The 20,972-nt window shown below is 64.9% G+C and carries 15 protein-coding genes; 12 read left to right on the top strand and 3 right to left on the bottom strand.

Annotated elements, in window-relative coordinates; all coding sequences use genetic code 11:
• Window positions 1–106: 106 nt before the first annotated feature.
• Both BW39_RS12160 and BW39_RS12165 read right to left on the bottom strand, forming a co-directional pair.
• A complete protein-coding gene (locus BW39_RS12160) occupies window positions 107–2,050 on the bottom strand; it encodes an AMP-dependent synthetase/ligase (RefSeq protein ID WP_043821963.1) in 1,944 nt (647 codons plus the stop codon).
• A gap of 275 nt (window positions 2,051–2,325) precedes the next feature.
• On the bottom strand, window positions 2,326–2,961 hold the full coding sequence (locus BW39_RS12165) for a GntR family transcriptional regulator (protein ID WP_012205578.1): 636 nt from the start codon (window positions 2,959–2,961) through the stop codon (window positions 2,326–2,328).
• Window positions 2,962–3,075: 114 nt separating this feature from the next.
• Here BW39_RS12165 and scpA point away from each other — a divergent pair, with 114 nt between their 5' ends.
• The 5 genes from scpA to BW39_RS12190 all read left to right on the top strand — a co-directional run bounded on the left by scpA (window position 3,076) and on the right by BW39_RS12190 (window position 11,313).
• Window positions 3,076–5,253 (top strand): methylmalonyl-CoA mutase, encoded by a 2,178-nt coding sequence (gene scpA / locus BW39_RS12170; RefSeq protein WP_043821965.1) that lies wholly within the window; start codon window positions 3,076–3,078, stop codon window positions 5,251–5,253.
• A gap of 25 nt (window positions 5,254–5,278) precedes the next feature.
• Entirely contained in the window at window positions 5,279–6,325 is a 1,047-nt protein-coding gene (gene meaB / locus BW39_RS12175) for a methylmalonyl Co-A mutase-associated GTPase MeaB (RefSeq protein WP_043821967.1), read from the top strand.
• A 56-nt stretch (window positions 6,326–6,381) separates the two neighbouring features.
• A complete protein-coding gene (locus tag BW39_RS12180) occupies window positions 6,382–7,914 on the top strand; it encodes an acyl-CoA carboxylase subunit beta (RefSeq protein WP_043821969.1) in 1,533 nt (510 codons plus the stop codon).
• A gap of 226 nt (window positions 7,915–8,140) precedes the next feature.
• On the top strand, window positions 8,141–10,189 hold the full coding sequence (accC, locus tag BW39_RS12185) for an acetyl-CoA carboxylase biotin carboxylase subunit (protein ID WP_043821971.1): 2,049 nt from the start codon (window positions 8,141–8,143) through the stop codon (window positions 10,187–10,189).
• A 152-nt stretch (window positions 10,190–10,341) separates the two neighbouring features.
• Window positions 10,342–11,313 carry a chemotaxis protein gene (locus BW39_RS12190; protein ID WP_012205585.1) on the top strand — a complete coding sequence of 324 codons (972 nt, stop codon included), beginning with the start codon at window positions 10,342–10,344 and terminating at the stop codon, window positions 11,311–11,313.
• 36 nt (window positions 11,314–11,349) lie between these two features.
• Here the strand turns inward: BW39_RS12190 and BW39_RS12195 are convergent, their stop codons facing one another.
• Window positions 11,350–12,444, bottom strand: a complete 1,095-nt coding sequence (locus BW39_RS12195; RefSeq protein ID WP_052155325.1) for a LacI family DNA-binding transcriptional regulator — start codon at window positions 12,442–12,444, stop codon at window positions 11,350–11,352.
• Window positions 12,445–12,600: 156 nt separating this feature from the next.
• Here BW39_RS12195 and BW39_RS12200 point away from each other — a divergent pair, with 156 nt between their 5' ends.
• From BW39_RS12200 to BW39_RS12230, 7 genes are all read left to right on the top strand, one after another.
• A complete protein-coding gene (locus tag BW39_RS12200; RefSeq protein ID WP_012205587.1) occupies window positions 12,601–13,188 on the top strand; it encodes a gluconokinase in 588 nt (195 codons plus the stop codon).
• Between the two features lie 18 nt (window positions 13,189–13,206).
• Window positions 13,207–13,713, top strand: a complete 507-nt coding sequence (locus tag BW39_RS12205; RefSeq protein WP_043821972.1) for a TRAP transporter small permease — start codon at window positions 13,207–13,209, stop codon at window positions 13,711–13,713.
• 12 nt (window positions 13,714–13,725) lie between these two features.
• Window positions 13,726–15,006 (top strand): TRAP transporter large permease, encoded by a 1,281-nt coding sequence (locus BW39_RS12210; RefSeq protein ID WP_013802434.1) that lies wholly within the window; start codon window positions 13,726–13,728, stop codon window positions 15,004–15,006.
• 28 nt (window positions 15,007–15,034) lie between these two features.
• Window positions 15,035–16,054: a TRAP transporter substrate-binding protein gene (locus tag BW39_RS12215; protein ID WP_012205590.1), complete on the top strand. Its 1,020-nt coding sequence runs from the start codon at window positions 15,035–15,037 to the stop codon at window positions 16,052–16,054.
• A gap of 110 nt (window positions 16,055–16,164) precedes the next feature.
• Window positions 16,165–17,991: a phosphogluconate dehydratase gene (gene edd / locus BW39_RS12220; protein ID WP_013802433.1), complete on the top strand. Its 1,827-nt coding sequence runs from the start codon at window positions 16,165–16,167 to the stop codon at window positions 17,989–17,991.
• Window positions 17,976–18,614: a bifunctional 4-hydroxy-2-oxoglutarate aldolase/2-dehydro-3-deoxy-phosphogluconate aldolase gene (gene eda / locus BW39_RS12225; protein WP_043821974.1), complete on the top strand. Its 639-nt coding sequence runs from the start codon at window positions 17,976–17,978 to the stop codon at window positions 18,612–18,614. Before edd ends, eda begins: the two co-directional genes overlap by 16 nt.
• A 616-nt stretch (window positions 18,615–19,230) precedes the next feature.
• The gene (locus BW39_RS12230; RefSeq protein ID WP_043821975.1) at window positions 19,231–20,865 is read left to right on the top strand and encodes a methyl-accepting chemotaxis protein; all 1,635 of its coding nucleotides are present in this window, start codon (window positions 19,231–19,233) and stop codon (window positions 20,863–20,865) included.
• Window positions 20,866–20,972 lie beyond the last annotated feature (107 nt).

A 20,972-nucleotide genomic window follows, 5' to 3' on the forward strand; every position in this document is an offset into this window, starting at 1 on the left:
CTTCCTTTCTTTTGATCAATTCAATGTAACTTACATGAATTGAATCGATATCAAAAATAAAAAAAGCCGCCGTTTTGAGCGGCGGCTGCTTGTCAGGAACAGGGGGTCAACCTGCGCTGTTGCGACCTTGCCAGCGCTCGGCAGGCTTGCTGTACATGGCGGCGATCTGCGACTCGAACCGCGTCATGAGGTTGTTGCGCTTGAGCTTGAGGGTAGGCGTCATCAGCCCGTTTCCTATGGTCCAGGGCTCCAGCTCCAGATGCACGGCGCGTGGCACGGCATAGCGGGCAAAGCTGGCCACCTGCTTTTCGATGCGTGCCAGTGCCTCGCGTTCGGCGGCGGAGTGGTTCAGGCTCTGGGGGTCTTCGGGATCCAGGCCCAGGCGCCGGGCCATGGCCTGCCATTCGCCGCGTTCGATCACGGCCACGGCGGCGATGAAGGGGCGGTCTTCGCCCACGACAAAGACCTGGGTGAAGAACGGGTCGCCGGTAATGGCCAGCTCCAGGTCGGCCGGCGGAATCTTTTCGCCGGTGGAGGTGACGATGATTTCCTTGATGCGTCCCTGTATGCGCACGCGCCCGTCCTCGATCACCGCCTGGTCGCCCGTGCGCAGCCAGCCGTCGTCGGTGAAGGTCTTGGCGGTGTCTTCGGGGCGCTCCCAATAGCCGCGCATCACGCAGGGGCCACGCACCTGCAGCTCCCGGTTCTCGCCAATCCGCACCTCCACGCCGGGCAAGGCGCGGCCCACGGTGGCGGGGTGGTTGTCCTCCAGCGTGTTGGCGCAGACCACGGGTGAGGTTTCCGTCATTCCATAGCCCTGGATCAGCGGCAGGCCCAGGCCCAGAAAACAGCGCGCAATCGTCGGCGACAGCGGCGCGCCGCCACTGACGGCCACGCGCACGCGGCCACCGAACTGGGCCAGCAGCGGCTTGGCCACCAAGTGGTTGAGCACCGGCCAGGGCAGCCATTGCATCCAGCCCGGCACTTCGGGCTGGGGCGCTTGCGCATCGGCAATGCCTTGTGTTTCACAAAATCGCTGCCAGCCCCTGGCCTGGGCCAGTTCGAACAGCTGGGCCTTGAGCGGTGCACGGGCCAGCGTCTCCATGACCTTGGCGTGCACGCGCTCGTAAATGCGTGGCACGGACACCAGCACCGTGGGGCGCTGGGTCTTGAGATCCTCGGCCAGCTGAGCCACGGAGCGCGCATAGGCCACGCAGGCGCCCACTGCCAGCGCCAGGTAGTAGCCAGCCGTGCGCTCGAAGGTGTGCGACAGCGGCAGGAAGGAGAGGAAAACATCGTCGCTGCGCGGCTGCAACCGCTGCATCACGGCCTGCACGTTGGAGACCACGTTGCGGTGCGTCAGCATCACGCCCTTGGGCTTGCCCGTGGTGCCCGAGGTGTAGACCACGGCGGCCAGGTCCTCGGCAGAGGGAGGCGGGGGCAGGGGGACTGCGCCGCCTTCAGCGAGCCATTGGGCCAGCGGCTGCACCGGGATCTGGCGCAGGGCCTCCAGGACGGCGGCATCGCCTTCGGTTTCAGGCTCTGCGGCCCGGGAAGCCTGCTTGGCCGATGCCACGACCACCTTGCGCAGCGCAGGCAGGGCCTGGCCCGTGGCGCAGATCTTGTCCCAGGTGGATTGCTGTGCCACGAACAGCATGGACACCTGGGCGTTGGCCAGGATGTAGGCAATGCTGCCCGCGTTATCTATGGCGTGCAGCGGCACGGGCACATGGCCGCAGCGCAGGCTGGCCAGGTCGATGGACATGGCGTCCAGACCGTTGGGCAGCAGGATGGCGATGCGCGATCCTGTCGGCAGCTCCTGCGCGGCCAGCGCCTGCGCCCAGAGGGCCACACGCTCGCCGGCCTGTGCCCAGTTCAGAGTCTTCCAGCTGCGCGCATCCTCGTCATAGGCCCGGTAGGCCTCGCCTGCGGGCGTCTGCTGCACGCGCAGGGCCAGCATTTCCACCAGGGTGGAGGCCGTGGCCATGCTGGCATCGGCTGGCAGGCTCATGGCCAGGGAAGGGGCGCGGGCTGGGTCTTGGATGCTCATGCGAGGAGGGTGCGGGCCGAAGTGGATGTAGCCGCTGATGATAGCCGGGGCTTTCCGCAGGCCCTGGCGTCAGCTTCGGACATGAGCGGATGCGGCGCACGCGTTTATGCTGCACTGCAGCGTTTCGTGTGTCCACTCTGAAACCAACCAGGAGCCGCATGTCTGCCTACGTCGCCACCGTTGCACACCGGGCCCGATTCCAGACGGGGCGGCCGCCTGCGCGTCATGGCCGCGCCAGAGGGTGCCGGCTGTGCAAGAGCGCCGAGCGGCAGGCTTCAGGAAGCCGCAGCCAGGCCGTTCTGGAAATGCTGACGCATGGCCTGGGCCGCTGCAGCGCCATCGCGGCGCAGCAGGGCCTGCATGACGGTCTCGTGCTCGGCCAGCGAATCCTCGATGCGGCCCTGCTTGAACAGCGACTTGTGGCGGTTGAGCTTCATTACCTTGCGCAGATCGGCCACCAGCTGGTTGCGCCAGCGGTTGTCGGCAATCTGCAGCAGCTGCATGTGAAAGCTCTCGTTGAGTTCGAAGAAGCGGTCTGCATCGCGCGTCTGCGCCTTGAGTTCCTCGTGGGTCTGCTGCAGGGCGGCAAGCTCTTCGTCGCTGCCCGATTCGGCCACCACCTGAACGGCATCGGATTCCAGCAGGCTCAGCAGGTGATAGACATCGGCAATGTCCTTGGACGACACCTCGGTCACATAGGCGCCACGGCGCACCTTCATGGTGACCAGGCCCTCGGCGGCCAGCACCTTCAGGGCCTCGCGCAGCGGGGTGCGGCTGATGCCGTATTCCTCGGCAATCTTCAGTTCGTCGATCCAGTCACCGGGCGCCAGCTCGTGCTCGAAGATGCGCAGGCGCAGCTTCTCTGCAACCTGTTCGTAGAGAGCGCGGGGAGTGAGGGTGTTTGTCGACATGTGGCCCGGATTGTATCGGCAAAGATATTTTGAATGAATAATTATGAATGATGTAAACTGCGGCAGCTCTGGGGCATGCCCTCAAGGGCACCTGTCATTCACGAGCCTGAGAACATGAGACAAGACCATCCGACAGCGCAGAACGGCCAGGAATTCGCAACTGCCGACCTGCAGAAATGGGCCCAGGCGGCCGCCAAGGCCGCTCCCGGGGGCGACATCCAGGCACTGCACTGGACCACGCCCGACGGCATCGACCTCAAGCCGCTGTACACGGCGGCAGACACGGCCCACCTGCCCCATACGGATAGCCTGCCAGGCTTCGAGCCCTACATCCGCGGCCCGCAGGCCACCATGTACGCGGGCCGGCCCTGGACCATTCGCCAGTACGCGGGCTTTTCCACGGCCGAGGAGTCCAACGCCTTCTACCGCAAGGCGCTGGCCGCCGGCGGGCAGGGCGTGTCGGTGGCCTTCGACCTGGCCACGCACCGCGGCTACGACAGCGACCATCCGCGTGTGACGGGCGATGTGGGCAAAGCCGGCGTGGCCATCGATTCGGTCGAGGACATGAAGGTGCTGTTCGACCAGATCCCGCTGGACAAGATCAGCGTGTCCATGACCATGAACGGCGCCGTGCTGCCCGTGCTGGCCGGCTACGTGGTGGCGGCCGAGGAGCAGGGCGTGGCCCAGGACCAGCTGTCGGGGACCATACAGAACGACATCCTCAAGGAGTTCATGGTCCGCAACACCTATATCTACCCGCCCCAGCCGTCGATGCGCATCATCGGCGACATCATCGAGTACACGAGCAAGAACATGCCCAAGTTCAACTCGATCTCGATCTCGGGCTACCACATGCAGGAGGCGGGCGCCAACCAGGCGCTGGAACTGGCCTTCACGCTGGCCGACGGCAAGGAGTACGTCAAGACCGCCACGGCCAAGGGCATGGATGTGGACGATTTCGCGGGCCGGCTGTCCTTCTTCTGGGCCATCGGCATGAATTTCTACCTGGAAATCGCCAAGATGCGCGCGGCCCGCCTGCTGTGGTGCCGCATCATGAAGGGCTTCGGCGCCAAGAAGGCCAAGAGCCTGATGCTGCGCACGCACTGCCAGACTTCGGGCTGGTCGCTGACCGAGCAGGACCCCTACAACAACGTGGTGCGCACGACCATCGAGGCCATGGCCGCGGTGTTCGGCGGCACGCAGAGCCTGCACACCAACAGCTTTGACGAAGCCATTGCGCTGCCCACCGAGTTCTCGGCCCGCATTGCGCGCAACACGCAGCTGATCATCCAGGAAGAGACCCACATCACCAATGTGATCGACCCCTGGGCCGGCAGCTACATGATGGAGAAGCTGACCCAGGACATGGCCGACGCCGCCTGGAAGATCATTGAAGAGGTCGAGGCCATGGGTGGCATGACGGCCGCCGTGGATTCGGGCTGGGCCAAGCTCAAGATCGAGGCCGCCGCCGCCGAGAAGCAGGCGCGCATCGACTCGGGCAAGGATGTCATCGTCGGCGTCAACAAGTACAAGCTGGCCAAGGAAGACGCCATCGACATCCTCGAGGTGGACAACGTCAAGGTGCGCGACAGCCAGATCGCACGCCTGAACCAGATCAAGGCCAGCCGCGATGCAGCCAAGGTCGAGGCCGCCCTGCAGGCGCTGACCCAGGCCGCCGAAAGCGGCGAGGGCAACCTGCTGGACCTGGCCATCCAGGCCGTGCGCCTGCGCGCCACGGTGGGCGAGGTCTCGGACGCTCTGGAGAAGGTTTTCGGGCGCCACCGCGCCGATACGCAAAAGGTGACCGGCGTGTATGCAGCAGCCTACGACTCGGCCGAGGGCTGGGAAAAGCTCAAGGGCGAGATCGATGCATCGTCCGAGCAGCTGGGCCGACGCCCGCGCGTGATGATCGCCAAGCTCGGCCAGGACGGCCATGACCGCGGCGCCAAGGTGGTGGCCACGGCCTTTGCCGACCTGGGCTTCGACGTGGACATGGGCCCGCTGTTCCAGACGCCCGAGGAATGCGCGCGCCAGGCCATCGAGAACGACGTGCACGCCGTGGGCGTGTCCACGCTGGCGGCCGGCCACAAGACCCTGGTGCCGGCCATCATCGAGGAGCTGCGCCGCCAGGGCGCGGACGACATCATCGTCTTCGTGGGCGGCGTGATTCCCGCGCAGGACTACGACTTCCTCTACAACGCCGGCGTCAAGGGCGTCTACGGTCCGGGCACCCCCATACCGGCCAGCGCCAAGGATGTGCTCGAACAGATCCGCCAGGCCAACAGCCTCTGAGCCCGCCGCAGTGACTCCCGAGCAAATGCAAGACGGCATCCTGAACGGCAACCCAGCCGTTCAGCGCCGGGCCATGGCCAAGGCCATCACCCTGCTGGAATCCACGCGCGCCGACCACCGTGCGGCGGCCGATGTGCTGCTCACGGCCCTGCTGCCGCATACGGGCGGGTCTTTCCGCCTGGGCATCAGCGGCGTGCCGGGCGTGGGCAAGAGCACCTTCATCGAAACGCTGGGCCTGTTCCTCATCGCACGCGGCCTGCGGGTGGCGGTGCTGGCCATCGACCCCTCATCCACCGTGTCGGGCGGCTCCATCCTCGGCGACAAGACGCGCATGGAGCAGTTGTCCGTCCACCTGGATGCCTACATCCGCCCCAGCCCCAGCAGCGGCACCCTGGGCGGCGTGGCCGAGAAAACCCGCGAGGCCATGCTGGTCTGCGAGGCGGCTGGCTACGATGTGGTCATCGTCGAGACCGTGGGCGTGGGCCAGAGCGAGATCGCCGTTCAGGGCATGTGCGACATGTTCTGCCTGCTGCAACTGCCCAATGCGGGCGATGACCTGCAGGCCATCAAGAAGGGCGTGATGGAGCTGGCCGACCTGGTCGTCATCAACAAGGCCGACATCGATCCCCATGCCGCCACGCGCGCGCAGGCCCAGATCACCTCCAGCCTGCGCCTGCTGGGCATGCACGGCAATCCCGAACACGCCCACCACGACGAGCGCCTGTGGCAGCCCAGGGTCATCACCATCAGCGCGCTCAAGCAAGAGGGCGTTGACGGCTTCTGGAGCGCGGTGGAGGAATTCCGCCGCCTGCAGCAGGCCAACGGCCGCCTGGCGCTGCGCCGCGAACGCCAGGCCCTGTCCTGGATGTGGGAGCGCATCGACTCCGGCCTCAAGCAGGCCTTCCGGCAGCATCCGCAGGTGCGGGCGCTGCTGCCCCAACTGCAGGCCGACGTGGCAGCAGGGCGGATCGCGGCCAGCACGGCCGCCAGAAATCTGCTGCAGGCGCAGGCCGGGCCCGCAATGGCGCCGTCTCCAGCGCCGGCGGCAGCACCCGCCGCAGCGCCGCAGTGACCGCAGAAAAGACAACACCAGCAACCCGTACCGTTAGACGTTAGAGGAATCGCAGCATGCAAGACATCCTGGATCAACTGGAGACAAAGCGCGAACAGGCCCGCCTGGGTGGCGGCCAAAAGCGCATAGACGCACAGCACAAGAAGGGCAAGCTCACGGCGCGAGAGCGCATCGAGCTGCTGCTGGACGACGGCACCTTCGAGGAATGGGACATGTTCGTCGAGCACCGCTGCACCGACTTCGGCATGGAAAACAGCAAGATCCCCGGCGACGGCGTGGTCACCGGCTACGGCATGATCAACGGCCGCCTGGTCTTCGTCTTCAGCCAGGACTTCACCGTCTTCGGCGGCGCGCTGTCCGAGACCCATGCCGAGAAAATCTGCAAGATCATGGACCAGGCCATGAAGGTCGGCGCCCCCGTGATCGGCCTCAACGACTCGGGCGGCGCCCGCATCCAGGAAGGCGTGGCCTCCCTGGGCGGCTATGCCGACGTGTTCCAGAAGAACGTGCTGGCCAGCGGCGTGGTGCCGCAGATCTCCATGATCATGGGCCCTTGTGCCGGTGGCGCTGTGTATTCGCCTGCCATGACGGACTTCATCTTCATGGTCAAGGACAGCAGCTACATGTTCGTCACCGGCCCCGAGGTCGTGAAGACCGTGACGCACGAGGAAGTCACGGCCGAGGAGCTGGGCGGCGCCATCACCCACACCACGCGCAGCGGCGTGGCCGACATGGCCTTCGACAACGACGTGGAGGCGCTGATGATGCTGCGCCGCCTCTACAACTACCTGCCGCTGAACAACCGCGAGAAGGCGCCCGTGCGCTACACCTCGGACCCCGTGGACCGCGCCGACAGGTCGCTGGACACCCTGGTGCCCGACAACGCCAACAAGCCCTACGACATGAAGGAGCTGATCCTCAAGACCGTGGACGACGGCGACTTCTTCGAGCTGCAGCCCGACTACGCCAGGAACATCATCACCGGCTTCGCGCGCATGGACGGGCAGACCGTGGGCATCGTCGCCAACCAGCCCCTGGTGCTGGCCGGCTGCCTGGACATCAAGAGCTCCATCAAGGCCGCGCGTTTCGTGCGTTTCTGCGATGCCTTCAACATCCCCGTGGTCACCTTCGTGGACGTGCCCGGCTTCATGCCCGGCACCAGCCAGGAATACGGCGGCATCATCAAGCACGGCGCCAAGCTGCTGTACGCCTATGCCGAGGCCACGGTGCCGAAAATCACCGTCATCACCCGCAAGGCCTACGGCGGCGCCTATGACGTGATGGCCTCCAAGCACCTGCGCGGCGACGTCAACCTGGCCTGGCCCCATGCCGAGATCGCCGTGATGGGCGCCAAGGGCGCCGTGGAGATCATCTTCCGCGAGGACAAGAACGACCCCGTCAAGCTGGCAGCGCGCGAGGCCGAGTACAAGGCCCGCTTCGCCAACCCCTTCGTGGCAGGCGCGCGCGGCTTCATCGACGATGTGATCCAGCCGCATGAGACGCGCAAGCGCATCTGCCGCTCGCTGCAGATGCTCAAGAACAAGCAGCTGGAAAATCCGTGGCGCAAGCATGGAAACATTCCCTTGTGAAGCACCCCCTGAGCGGCTCCGCCGCTTCCCCCTCTCTAACTCGCTTCGCGAGGGAGGGGGACGACACCCTCGGTGCGGGGCGGCGCGGCCGGCCTAGGCCCTTCCTCGGTGTCCCTCGCTTTGGTCGCGCCGGTTACTGACAGTGCTGGCGAAGCGCAAAACAGGGACAGCGAAGCTGACGACAGCTCCGGTTTCCATGATTTAGTTCCAAGAATGGGCTAAGAAGATGTTCAAGAAGATCCTGATTGCCAACCGCGGCGAGATTGCCTGCCGCGTCATCGCCACCGCCCGCAAGATGGGCATACAGACCGTGGCGGTGTACTCCGATGCGGACCGCGAGGCACGCCACGTCAAGCTGGCCGACGAGGCCGTGCACATCGGCGCCGCGCCCAGCCGCGAGTCCTACCTGCAGGCCGACCGCATCATTGCCGCGTGCAAGCAGACCGGCGCCCAGGCCGTGCACCCGGGCTACGGCTTCCTGTCCGAGAACGAGGCCTTCGCCCGGCGCGTGGAAGAAGAGGGCATCACCTTCATCGGCCCCAAGCACGCGGCCATTGCGGCCATGGGCGACAAGATCGCCTCCAAGAAGCTGGCCGACAAGGCGGGCGTGAGCACCATCCCCGGCTACAACGATCCCATCGCCGGCCCCGAGGCCGCCGTGGAAATCGCCAAGGGCATTGGCTACCCCGTGATGATCAAGGCCAGCGCCGGCGGCGGCGGCAAGGGCCTGCGCGTGGCCTACAACGACAAGGAAGCCTTCGAGGGCTTTGCCAGCTGCCAGAACGAGGCACGCAACAGCTTCGGCGACGACCGCATCTTCATCGAGAAATTCGTGCAGGAGCCGCGCCACATCGAGATCCAGGTGCTGGGCGACGGCCACGGCAACGTGATCTACCTGAACGAGCGCGAATGCTCCATCCAGCGCCGGCACCAGAAGGTGATCGAAGAGGCGCCGTCCCCCTTCATCAGCGACGCCACGCGCCGCGCCATGGGAGAGCAGGCCGTGGCCCTGGCCAAGGCCGTGGGCTACCAGAGCGCGGGCACGGTGGAATTCGTGGTCGGCAAGGACCAGGATTTCTACTTCCTGGAAATGAACACCCGCCTGCAGGTGGAGCACCCGGTGACCGAGTGCATCACCGGCCTGGACCTGGTCGAGCAGATGATCCGCGTGGCCGCTGGCGAGAAGCTGGCCATCGCGCAGGAAGACGTCAAGCGCAATGGCTGGGCCATCGAGTGCCGCATCAACGCCGAGGACCCGTTCCGCAACTTCCTGCCCTCCACGGGCCGCCTGGTGCGCTTTGCGCCGCCCGAGCAGACCATGTGGCAGGCCGACACCGGCCACCTGCATGGCGTGCGCGTGGATACGGGCGTCTATGAGGGCGGCGAGATCCCCATGTTCTACGACTCGATGATCGCCAAGCTCATCGTGCACGGCAGCGACCGCAACGACGCCATCGCCAAGATGCGCGAGGCGCTCAATGCCTTCGTGATCCGGGGCATCAGCTCCAACATCCCGTTCCAGGCTGCGCTGCTGGCCCATCCCAAGTTCAAGAGCGGCGACTTCAACACCGGCTTCATCGCCGAGCACTACTCCCACGGCTTCCACGCCGAGGACGTGCCCCACAGCGACCCGGACTTCCTGGTCGCCCTGGCCGGCCACATGAACCGCCGCTACCGCGCGCGCGCCGCCACCATCAGCGGCCAGATGCGGGGGCACGAGCTCAAGGTCTCGGCCGACTACTGCGTGGTCGTGCTGGGCGCCGAAGGCCAGCACCAGTACCGCGCCGTGCAGGTCTCGGACTTCGACGCCGAAAGCCGCGCCAGCACCGTCACGGTGGATGGCAAGCCCTACACCTTCCGCAGCGAAACCCCCATGCGTGCCATGTGCGTGCAGGGCAGCTGCAACGGCAAGCCTTTCACGGCCCAGGTCGAGCGCGGCACGGCCCGAAACCCGCTGGCCCTGCGCGTCATCCACAACGGCACGCAGATCGACGCCCTGGTGCTCTCGCCACGCGGCGGCGAACTGCACCGCCTCATGCCTTACAAGGCGCCGCCGGACCTGTCCAGGTTCCTGCTGTCGCCCATGCCGGGCCTGCTGGTGGACGTGGCCGTGCAGCCGGGCCAGAAGGTGCAGGCCGGCGAGAAGCTGGCGGTGATCGAGGCCATGAAGATGGAGAACATCCTGTTCGCCTCGCAGGACGGCGTGGTCGGCAAGATCAGTGCAGCCAAGGGCGATTCGCTGGCCGTGGACGATGTGATCCTGGAATTCGAGTGATTCCTGCGCCGCGGGGCGGGGCGGTGGCATGCATGAAGCATGTCGCCGGCCGCCCGGCGTTGCTGTTCCGACTCAGGTGCAATAAATTTTTGCTAAATCCGAGGCGCTCGCTTTAGAATTTGTAAAAAGATGTGTCACTCTCCAGGACCGGCATGAACCTCAATTCCAAGGCAGCTCAAAGAGAGATCGACGAGCGCACCAACCTCACCAGCAACAACAAGTTCGAGCTGCTGCTGTTCCGGCTGGGCAGCGACTCCGGCCTGGGCCAGTCCGAGCTGTTCGGGATCAATGTGTTCAAGGTCCGCGAAATCGTGGCCATGCCGCACATCACGCCCATCGCGGGGGGCACGGCCCATTCGCTGGGTGTGGCAAACCTGCGCGGGCAGGTGATCCCGGTGCTGAATCTTCCCGCCATCATGGGCTGCAAGCCCCAGACCGGCCTGAACATCATGCTGGTCACCGAATATGCGCGCACCACCCAGGCATTCGCGGTGGAGTCCGTCGAGGACATCGTGCGCCTGGATTGGAAGCAGGTGCTGTCGGCCGAGGCCAGCGGCACCGGCGGCAAGCTGGTCACCAGCATCGCCCGCCTGGATGGCGACACCGACAACTCACGCCTGGCCCAGGTGCTGGATGTGGAGGCCATCCTGCAATTGGTGTCTCCCACCGACGCCCAGGAAATCACGCCGGAAAAAGTGGGCGCCAGGCTCAAGCTCAAGCCCGGCGCCATCGTGCTGGCCGCCGATGATTCCTTCGTGGCGCGCTCGCTGATCGAGAAGGAGCTCAAGGTCCTGCAGGCACCGTATGAAATGCTCAAGTCCGGCAAGGAGGCCTGGGACCGCCTCAACGCCATCGCCGACAGCGCCCAGGCAGAGGGTCTGACGGTGGCCGACAAGGTCGCCCTGGTGCTGACCGACCTGGAGATGCCCGAGATGGACGGCTTCACGCTCACCCGCCACATCAAGCAGGACGCGCGCTTCCATTCCATTCCCGTGCTCATCCATTCCTCGCTGTCCGGATCGGCCAACGAAGACCATGTGCGCAGCGTTGGCGCGGATGGCTACGTGGCCAAGTTCGCGGCAGAGGATCTGGCCGAGACCCTGCGCCGCCTGCTGCCGGGCTGATGGCCACGGAGGAGGGCGCCCAAAGCCCTCTTCGCTTCAACTGCTCTGCCGCACCACCAGTTCGTAGCCCAGATCCACGCTGGGCGGCTCCACGGCCTCGCCCCGCATCAGCTGCAGCAGCATGCGCGCACCTTCGGTGCCGATATGGCCGCGCGGCGTGCGGATGGTGGTCAGCGGCGGCACCATCTGGTCGCTGCCGGGCAGGTCGTTGAAGCCTGCGATGGCGATCTGCTCGGGCACGCGTATCCCCCGGCGCAGAGCCTCCAGCAGTGCCCCCTGGGCGATGTCGTCGTTGCAGAAGAACAGGGCATCGACGGCAGGGTCCAGGCGCAGGGCCGCGTCCAGCAGCTCGGCGCCCAGCGCCATCGACGTGGGGCGGGGCCAGAGCAGTTCCAGGGCGGGGTCATGCAGGCCCGCCGCCTGCAGGGCATGGCGGTAGCCCGCGGCGCGCTGCATCACGCGGGCATCAAGCTGGCCTGCGCAAAAGGCAATGCGCCTGTGTCCGCGCTCCATCAAGTGCCGCGTGATGGCGGCTCCGGCCTCGGCCTGCGAAAAGCCCACGCTGGGCGCACCAGGCTCGCCGCCCAGTTCCATCAGGTGCACGCAGGGGACCTTGCTGGCCTGCACCAGTTCACGCGCAGCGGGGCTGCGGTCAAAACCCGTGAGCAGCAGGCCGGCCGGGCGCATGGGCAGGTAGGTGCGCAGCAGCTGTTCTTCTTCGGCCCGGTCGTAGTGGGTCACGCCGATCAGCGCGTGGTAGCCCGCAGAGAACAGCACCTTGTGAACCGCCTCGATCAGGTCCACGAACAGGGTGTTGGACAGCATGGGCACCAGCACCAGCACCTGGGCGCTTTTCTGAGAGGCCAGGGCGCGAGCGGCGGGGTCGGGCACGTAGCCCATCTGCGCGGCGGCCGTGCGAATTTTCTCGACCAGGGCCGGGTCCACGCGGCGCTCGCCGCGCAGGGCGCGCGAGACCGTCATGGGGCTGACGCCAGCGGCCTGTGCCACATCGCTGAGCGTGATGCGCCCGCTGGCCCGCGAGGAGCGGACGCGGCCTGTGGCGGGCAGGGGCGGGCCGGAAACATCGGCGGAGGGCGATTCTGGGGAGGCAGGCGGAATCTGACGGGCCAAGGGAATGTCCTAGGTCGGAGGCGGGAGGGTTGAAGATTATGATAGCGCTATCCCAATCATTCGAAGGCCCTTGCTCCTGCGTGTAAACCCGGACGAAGGCCTCTGAAGCACAACGAAATCCAAGGCAGACCCTGGTCTGCCAATTTTTGCAAGAACATGGATAGCGCTATCCCAACAACCACCGAGGCCGCCCCCGCAGACACCCGCCCACGGGCGCTGGTCGTCATGGGCGTTTCCGGCTGCGGCAAGTCCAGCGTGGGGCAGGCCCTGGCCGATGCCCTGGGCTGGACCCTGCACGAGGGCGATGCCCACCATGCCGAGGAAAGCATCCGCAAGATGCAGGCCGGCATCCCCCTGACCGACGACGACCGCAGCGGCTGGCTGGACCGCCTGGCCCAGCTGCTGGCCCAGGCCATGCCGGGGCAGGGCGTGGTGCTGACCTGCTCGGCCCTCAAGCGCAAGTACCGCGACCGGCTGCGTGCCGCCGGCCCGGCCGGTGCCGTGGGCTTCGTGTTCCTGGACCTGAACTACGACACGGCGCTGCAGCGCGTGCAGGAGCGCGCCGGCCACTTCTTCTCGCCCGAGCTGGTGGCCAACCAGTTCGCCACGCTGGAACGCCCTGATGGCGAGTGCGCCGTGCTGTCCGTGGACGCCACGCTGCCGCTGACCGACATCGTGCACCGGGCCCAAAGCTGGCAGGTCCTGCCCGCGGCGCAGGCCGACACCTTCTCCCAAAACCCATAACGCCAGGAGACAAGCCCCATGCAATCCGATTCCCCCGCAGTCCGGCCCAAGCCGCGCCTGCAGCACTTTGCCGAGGTGCTGATGGTGCTGGCCCTGGCCGGCATGGTCATTGCCGTGTTCGTCAACGTGGTGCTGCGCTATGTGTTCCACACCAGCATCGTTTCCTATGAGGAAATCTCGCGCCTGCTCTTCGTCTGGCTGGTGGCCATTGGCGCCATCGTGGCCGCTTTCGAGGGCAGCCACCTGGGCTTCGACCTTGTGACTTCCCGCGTGGGGCCTGGCGCGCGCAAGGCGCTGTTCTGGGTGTCGCAGGCACTGGTCCTGGTCTGCATGGGCCTGCTGCTGTGGGGCTCCTGGGCCCAGGTGGAGGCGGGGCTGAACAGCTATAGCACCGTGCTGGGCTACCCGCTGGCCCTGGGCGCCGCGGCCACCCTGGTGCTGGCCGTGGGCCTGCTGGTGGTGACGCTGCGCGACCTGCGCCGCAGCGCGCCGGCAGAAAACCATGCCGAAACGACGGTCGAGTAAGGAGTACGCACCATGGTTGTGACCCTGATCTTTCTGGCCGTGCTGATTGGCGGCATGGTGATCGGCATGCCCATCGCCCAGGCGCTGGTGTTGACCGGCGTGGCGCTGATGTGGCACCTGGACTTCTTCGACTCGCAGCTGCTTGCGCAGAACCTGCAGGCCGGCTTCGACAACTTCCCGCTGCTGGCCGTGCCCTTCTTCATCCTGGCGGGTGAGCTGATGAACGCGGGAGGCCTGTCGCGCCGCATCATCGACCTGGCACGTGCCTATGTGGGCCATATCCGTGGCGGCCTGGGCTATGTGGCCATTGGCGCGGCAGTGCTGCTGGCGTCCATGAGCGGCTCGGCCATTGCCGATACCGCCGCCCTGGCCACCATCCTGCTGCCCATGATGCGCGACCAGAAGTATCCCGACAGCTACAGCGCGGGCCTGCTGGCCTCGGGCGGCATCATTGCGCCCATCATTCCGCCGTCCATGCCCTTCGTGATCTACGGCGTGACGACCAACACCTCGATCAGCAAGCTGTTCCTGTCGGGCGTGGTGCCGGGCCTGATCATGGGCGTGTTCCTGATCTTTGCCTGGTGGTCCATCGCCCGCAAGTACGACCTGTCGCGCGGCGAGCGCATGGCCTGGGGCCCGCGCCTGAAGGCGCTGGCCAAGAGCTTCTGGGCCATGATGATGCCGGTCATCATCCTGGGCGGCCTCAAGGGCGGCGTGTTCACGCCCACCGAGGCGGCCGTGGTCGCAGCCGTCTACGCGCTGTTCGTGTCCATGGTGATCTACCGCGAGATGACCTGGACCCGGCTCTACGCCGTGTTCCTGGCCGCCGCCAAGACCACGGCCGTGGTCATGTTCCTGTGCGGCGCCGCCACGGTGACGGCCTACATGATCACCCTGGCCGACCTGCCCAACATGCTGGCCGACAGCTTCTCGGGCCTGCTGGGCAGTCCCGTGCTGTTCATGGCCACGATGATGCTGTTCCTGCTGGTGGTGGGCACGGCCATGGACCTGACGCCAACCATCCTGATCTTCGGCCCCGTGTGCGCGCCGCTGGCCGTCAAGGCCGGCATCGATCCCATCTACTTCGGCTTCATGTTCATCTACGTGGGCTGCATCGGCCTGATCACGCCGCCCGTGGGAACGGTGCAGAACGTGGTGGCCGGCGTGGGCCGGCTGCGCATGGAGACCGTGATCAAGGGCACGAACCCGTTCCTGATGGTCTATGTGCTGCTTGCCGTGCTTTTCGTGATTTTTCCGCAAATCATCCTGGCCCCTCTGCGCTGGATGCATTGATCCCTCACTACAACCCAAGGAGATGAACATGCGTATTCCCTTTGCACTCGCCGGCCTGATGGCCGCCGTCACCACGCTGGCCGCCACGGGCCAGGCCATGGCCCAGGACTTCAAGCCGCGCATCGTGCGCTTCGGCTATGGCCTGGTCGATGAGTCCAACCAGGGCCGCGCGGCGCGCTTCTTTGCCAAGGAGGTCGAGAAGGCCACGGGCGGCAAGATGAAGGTGCGTGCCATCGGCAATGCCTCGCTGGGCTCGGACACGCAGATGCAGCAGGCGCTGATCGGCGGCGCACAGGAGATGATGGTCGGCTCCACCGCCACCCTGGTGGGCCTGTCGCCCGAGATGGCCGTCTGGGACACACCCTTCCTGTTCAGCAATGTCAAGGAAGCCGACGCCGTGCTGGACGGCCCCGTGGGCGAGAAGGTCAAGGCCACGCTGGAGCCCAAGGGCATGGTGGGCCTGGTCTATTGGGAAAACGGTTTCCGCAACCTCACCAACAACAAGCGCCCCATCGCCAAGATGGAAGACCTGGCCGACGTGAAGCTGCGCGTGATGCAGAACAACGTCTTCCTGGACAGTTTCAAGGCCCTGGGCGCCAATGCCGTGCCGCTGCCGTTCTCCGAGCTGTTCACGGCGCTGGAGACCCGTGCCGTCGATGGCCAGGAAAACCCTTTCAACACCGTGCTGTCCAGCAAGTTCTATGAAGTGCAGAAGTACCTCACGGTGTCCAACCACGTCTACAGCCCCTGGATCGTCACCGTCAGCAAGAAGTGGTGGGACACGCTGAGCCCGGCCGAGAAGAAGGTGCTGCAGGACGCCGCCGTCAAGAGCCGCGAGTTCGAACGCAAGGACACGCGCGAGGAAGCTGCCAAGGCCCTGGCCGACATCAAGGCCAAGGGCATGCAGGTCAACGAGCTGCCCGCCGCAGAAGCCAGCCGCATGCGCGACAAGCTCGCCGCGGTGAATGCCGGCATTGCCAAGACCGTGGGCCAGGGCACGTGGGACGAGGTGCAGGCCGCCGTCAAGCAGGCGCGCGCAGTGAAGTAAGCTTCGGAACAGGGCCGGACGCACCTGGGAGGGATGCCCCGGCCGACATTTCCCATAAAGACAACGCGACAGAGAGAAAACGCGCACCAGCGCATCCGCAGGAACCCCGCATGAGCACCATCCACCCCATCGTCGAGCAGGTCACGCGCCGCATCCGCGAGCGCAGTGCCCAATCACGCGCCGCCTACCTGGAGCAGGTGGACGCCATGGCCGCGCGCCCGCCCGGCGCCCAGTCCATGGGCTGCGCCAATGTGGCCCATGCCTTTGCGGGCATTCCAGGCGGCGACCGCATACGCATCGTGGAAGAGAAGGCGCCCAACGTCGCCATCGTCACCGCGTACAACGACGTGCTCTCGGCCCATGCGCCGCTGGCACGCTATCCCGACATCCTCAAGGACGAGGCGCGCAAGCTCGGCGCCACGGCGCAGGTCGCCGGCGGCGTGCCGGCCATGTGCGACGGCGTGACCCAGGGCGCGCCAGGCATGGAACTGAGCCTGTTCAGCCGGGATGCCATTGCCATGGGCACGGCCATCGCGCTGTCGCACGACGTGTTCGACGCCGCGCTGATGCTGGGCATTTGCGACAAGATCGTGCCGGGCCTGCTGATCGGGGCCCTGCATTTCGGCCATCTGCCCACGGTGTTCGTGCCGGCCGGCCCCATGACCTCGGGCCTGTCCAATGGCGACAAGGCCAAGGTGCGCGAACAGGCCGCGCAGGGCCTGGTGGGCCGCAAGGAACTGCTGGCCGCCGAAACGGCTGCCTACCACGGCGAAGGCACCTGCACCTTCTACGGCACGGCCAACAGCAACCAGATGCTGCTGGAGGCCATGGGATTGCATGTGCCGGGCACGGCCTTCATCAACCCGGCCGAAGGCGAACGCGAACTGCTCACGCGCGAGGCCATGCGCAGCGTGCTGGCCATCACCAAGAACCGCCGCTTCGCACCCATTGGCCATGTGGTGGACGAGCGCTGCATCGTCAACGCCATGGTCGCCCTGCTGGCCACGGGCGGATCGACCAACCACCTGATCCATTGGGTGGCCGTGGCGCGTGCGGCAGGCATCGTCATCGACTGGAATGATTTTTCGGAACTCTCGGGCGTGGTGCCGCTGCTGGCCCGCGTCTATCCCAACGGCAGCGCCGACGTGAACCAGTTCCAGGCCGCAGGCGGGCCGGGCTACGTGATCGGCCAGCTGCTGAAGGCCGGCCTCATGCATGGCGATGTGCTCACCGTGCGGCCCGAGGGCCTGCAGGAATTTGCGCGCATTCCCGCCGTTGAAGACGGCCATCTCGTCTGGCACGAGGCCGAAGTCTCCGGCGACCTGTCCGTGCTGCGCCCGGCCGATGCGCCTTTCAGCGCCACGGGCGGGCTCAAGCTGCTGTCCGGCAACCTGGGGCGCAGCGTGATCAAGGTCAGCGCCGTGCCCGAGGACCGCCATGTGGTTGAGGCGCCTGCGCGCGTCTTCGACTCGCAGGAAGCGCTGCAGCAGGCCTTCAAGGCCGGCGAGCTGGACCGCGATGTCATCTGCGTGGTGCGCTGGCAGGGTCCGCGCGCCAACGGCATGCCCGAACTGCACAAGCTCACCCCACCGCTGGCTGTGCTGCAGGGCAAGGGCTACAAGGTGGCCCTGGTCACGGACGGCCGCATGAGCGGCGCCTCGGGCAAGGTGCCCGCCGCCATCCATGTCTCGCCCGAGGCCTGCGTGGGCGGGCCGCTGGCGCGCCTGCAAGACGGCGACCTGGTACGCCTGGACGCCGTGGCCGGCACCCTGGCCGTGCTGGTCGACGACACCGAATGGCAGCAGCGGCCCCTGGCCACCATGCCGCAGGCACTGCGCCAGGCCAACGGCCGGGGTTTTGGCCGCGAACTGTTTGCCGGATTCCGGCGCCACGCGCTCAGCGCAGAAGAGGGAGCTTGCACATGGATCAACGACTGACGGCACTGGCCATCATGCAGGACGCGCCGGTCATCCCGGTCATTGTCCTGAACAACGTCGCACATGCCGTGCCCATGGCCCAGGCCCTGGTCGCGGGCGGCATCCGCGTACTGGAAGTCACGCTGCGCACGCCCGAGGGCCTGGCGAGCATCGAAGCCATTGCGCGTGCCGTGCCCGAGGCCATCGTGGGCGCCGGCACCGTGCGCAGCGCCGCCGATGCCCGCGCCGCCGCCAGCGCCGGTGCGCGCTTCGCCGTGAGCCCCGGCTACACCAGCGCACTGGGCCAGGCCTGCCAGGCCCTGCAGCTGCCGCTGCTGCCCGGCGTGGCCACCAGCGGCGAAATCATGGCCGCCCAGGACGACGGCTTCAACGAGCTGAAATTCTTCCCCGCCGTACAGGCGGGCGGCTCGGCCATGCTCAAGGCCTGGCAAGGCCCGTTCGGCGACGTGCGGTTCTGCCCCACGGGCGGCGTGTCTGCGGACAATGCGGCGCAATTCCTGGCGCTGTCCAACGTGGTCTGCGTGGGTGGCTCCTGGCTGGTGCCTGCCGATGCGCTGGAGCAGGGTGACTGGCAGCGGATCACCGCACTGGCCGGCGCAGCCAAAAACCTGCGAAGCGCCTGAGTCGCCATTGCCCCGGAACCAGCGGCCCCCAAGGGGCCGCTTTTGTTTGTCTGGGCCATCGATTGGGGATGGGGACTTGAATCCATTGAAAAATTATGCGTATTGCGGCAATGTTTGCGCAAAATGCAAAGTCAAGATGCGAGGAAATGAGGGATTGATTTCATAACACAACGTTACAATCATTGCTTATCCTTCAAACAGCCCTTTGACAAGACGATATCAATAGGCTGTCTTGAAACATTCGCATATGCACAAGAATAATTGCCACCTGAAGTTTCCGCCGCAATCATTCTTTACCGACCAAGAAAAATGCAATTGCCGTTGCAGGGCCTGAAAATAAAAATTGGCACTGGCGCCTCGCGGCGCCAGTGCCAATTTTTATTGGTCGAGCATCGAGCATCGAGCATCGAGCATCGAGCATCGAGCATCGAGCATCGAGCATCGAGCATCGAGCATCGAGCAATTATAACATCAATATATCATTTTCGAGAATAATCCACGTCTTTTTTAGAAGAGGTGGATTATTCTTTTTCAAATTCCCGATTTTCTACGGCCGAATAATCCTGGTGTCAGGGTAAATATTTCATCGTTGAAAATTATTCATTCGGCAATCAAGATGTTGAGCTTCAAAAAATCAAAAGTGATCACCAAACTGACCATGGGCTTCCTTGTGGTCTCATGCATTGGTGCATTCATCGGTATCAATGGAATACTGAAGGCAGGGGAAATCAATGATCTCGCAACGCAGATGTACGAGAAGGAACTGCTGGGCCTGTCACAAATATCCGAGGCCAATGTCCAGCTGATCGCGGCGGGCCGGGCCATCAGAAATGCCGTGCTTGCAAACGATGATGAAAGCAGAAACCGGCACACAGACGCCGTGCTGCAAAGGCTGCAACTGCTGAAAGAGGCACTGAACAACAGCAGGAGGCTTTTTGCCGAGGGCGATGGCAAGGAAAAGCTCAAGTCCATTGATGAAACCCTCGTCATCTATGAAAAGGGTCTGCTGCAGACGATTGAAAGAATCAAGTCAGAGCATCTTTCGGAATCCAGGGAATCGATTGATCTGATCAACAGATTCCGGGTGGAGTCCGACAAGATCGACAGCCTGATGACGGAAGTTGTCAATATCAAGAAGAAGAATGCCAGCTGGCTCAATGACGAGACCGACAGAATCTACGAAAAGATCCGGCTGATGCTCACCCTCCTGACCATCTCCGGCGTGATTGTGGGGGTGGCCATTGGCGTGATCATCACAATTTCCATCACACGCCAGCTGGGCGGAGAGCCGGCAGATGTGGCGCACATTGCCGAAAATATCTCAAGAGGGGACCTCACCTCCCGGATCGACTTGTCCAGGGCACGCCCTGGCAGTGTGATCACGGCCATGCAGGAAATGCAGGTATCGCTGCAACGCGTCGTGGGCACCGTGCGCAGCAGCAGCGACAGCATTGCCACGGGCGCCACGCAGATTGATGCAGGCAATGCCAACCTGTCGAGCCGAACGGAAGAGCAAGCCAGCAATCTTGAAGAGACTGCCGCCTCCATGGAGGAACTGGCCAGCACGGTGAAAAGCAATTCCGATGTGGCGATCACCGCCACCATGCTTGCCCAGTCAGCGCGCGATGCCGCAGCGCACGGCGGGGGCATGGCCCGGCAGATGGTGGACGTGATGAATGAAATAAACACATCCTCCAAGAAAATCGAGGACATCATCAACGTCATTGATTCAATCGCTTTTCAAACCAATATTCTTGCTTTGAATGCTGCTGTCGAAGCAGCCCGCGCCGGAGAGCAGGGCCGTGGTTTTGCGGTGGTTGCCGCCGAAGTTCGCAGCCTTGCAGTGAAAAGTGCAGAGGCCGCAAAAGAGATCAAGTCTCTCATCGAGGACAGTGTTTCCAAGGTCGGCAATGGCCACCAGCTTGCCCAGGCTGCGGGCAGCAGCATTGAAGATATCGTCACCCAGGTCCAGAAGGTATCCAACATGATCGAAGAGATCAGTGGCGCCACCAAGGAGCAAAGCCAGGGCATCGATCAGATCAATGATGCGATCATCCAGCTGGACCAAGTCACCCAGCAAAATGCCGCTCTGGTGGAAGAGTCGGCAGCGGCGGCCGGAAGTCTCAGCCAGCAGGCGCAGGCCCTGGTTTCGGCAGTTTCCATTTTCAAGCTGGACCCCGCGGAAAAGGAGGCCCCTGTCTTGAGGAAAATCCCCTCATCCATGAGACCGCTGAGTCTTTCCGCGTCCTGACGGAAATTCAGACCAGTGCGTCACAGCCAACGGGAAGCGTTTCTCCTGTCAGGCTTGCCTGCCAGGAGAACGGCGCCTGTTCGCTGGTATTTTGACCAGATGAGCGT

This window comes from Delftia sp. RIT313 (assembly GCF_000632165.1).
In the GTDB taxonomy this organism is placed as follows: Bacteria; Pseudomonadota; Gammaproteobacteria; order Burkholderiales; family Burkholderiaceae_C; genus Comamonas; species Comamonas acidovorans.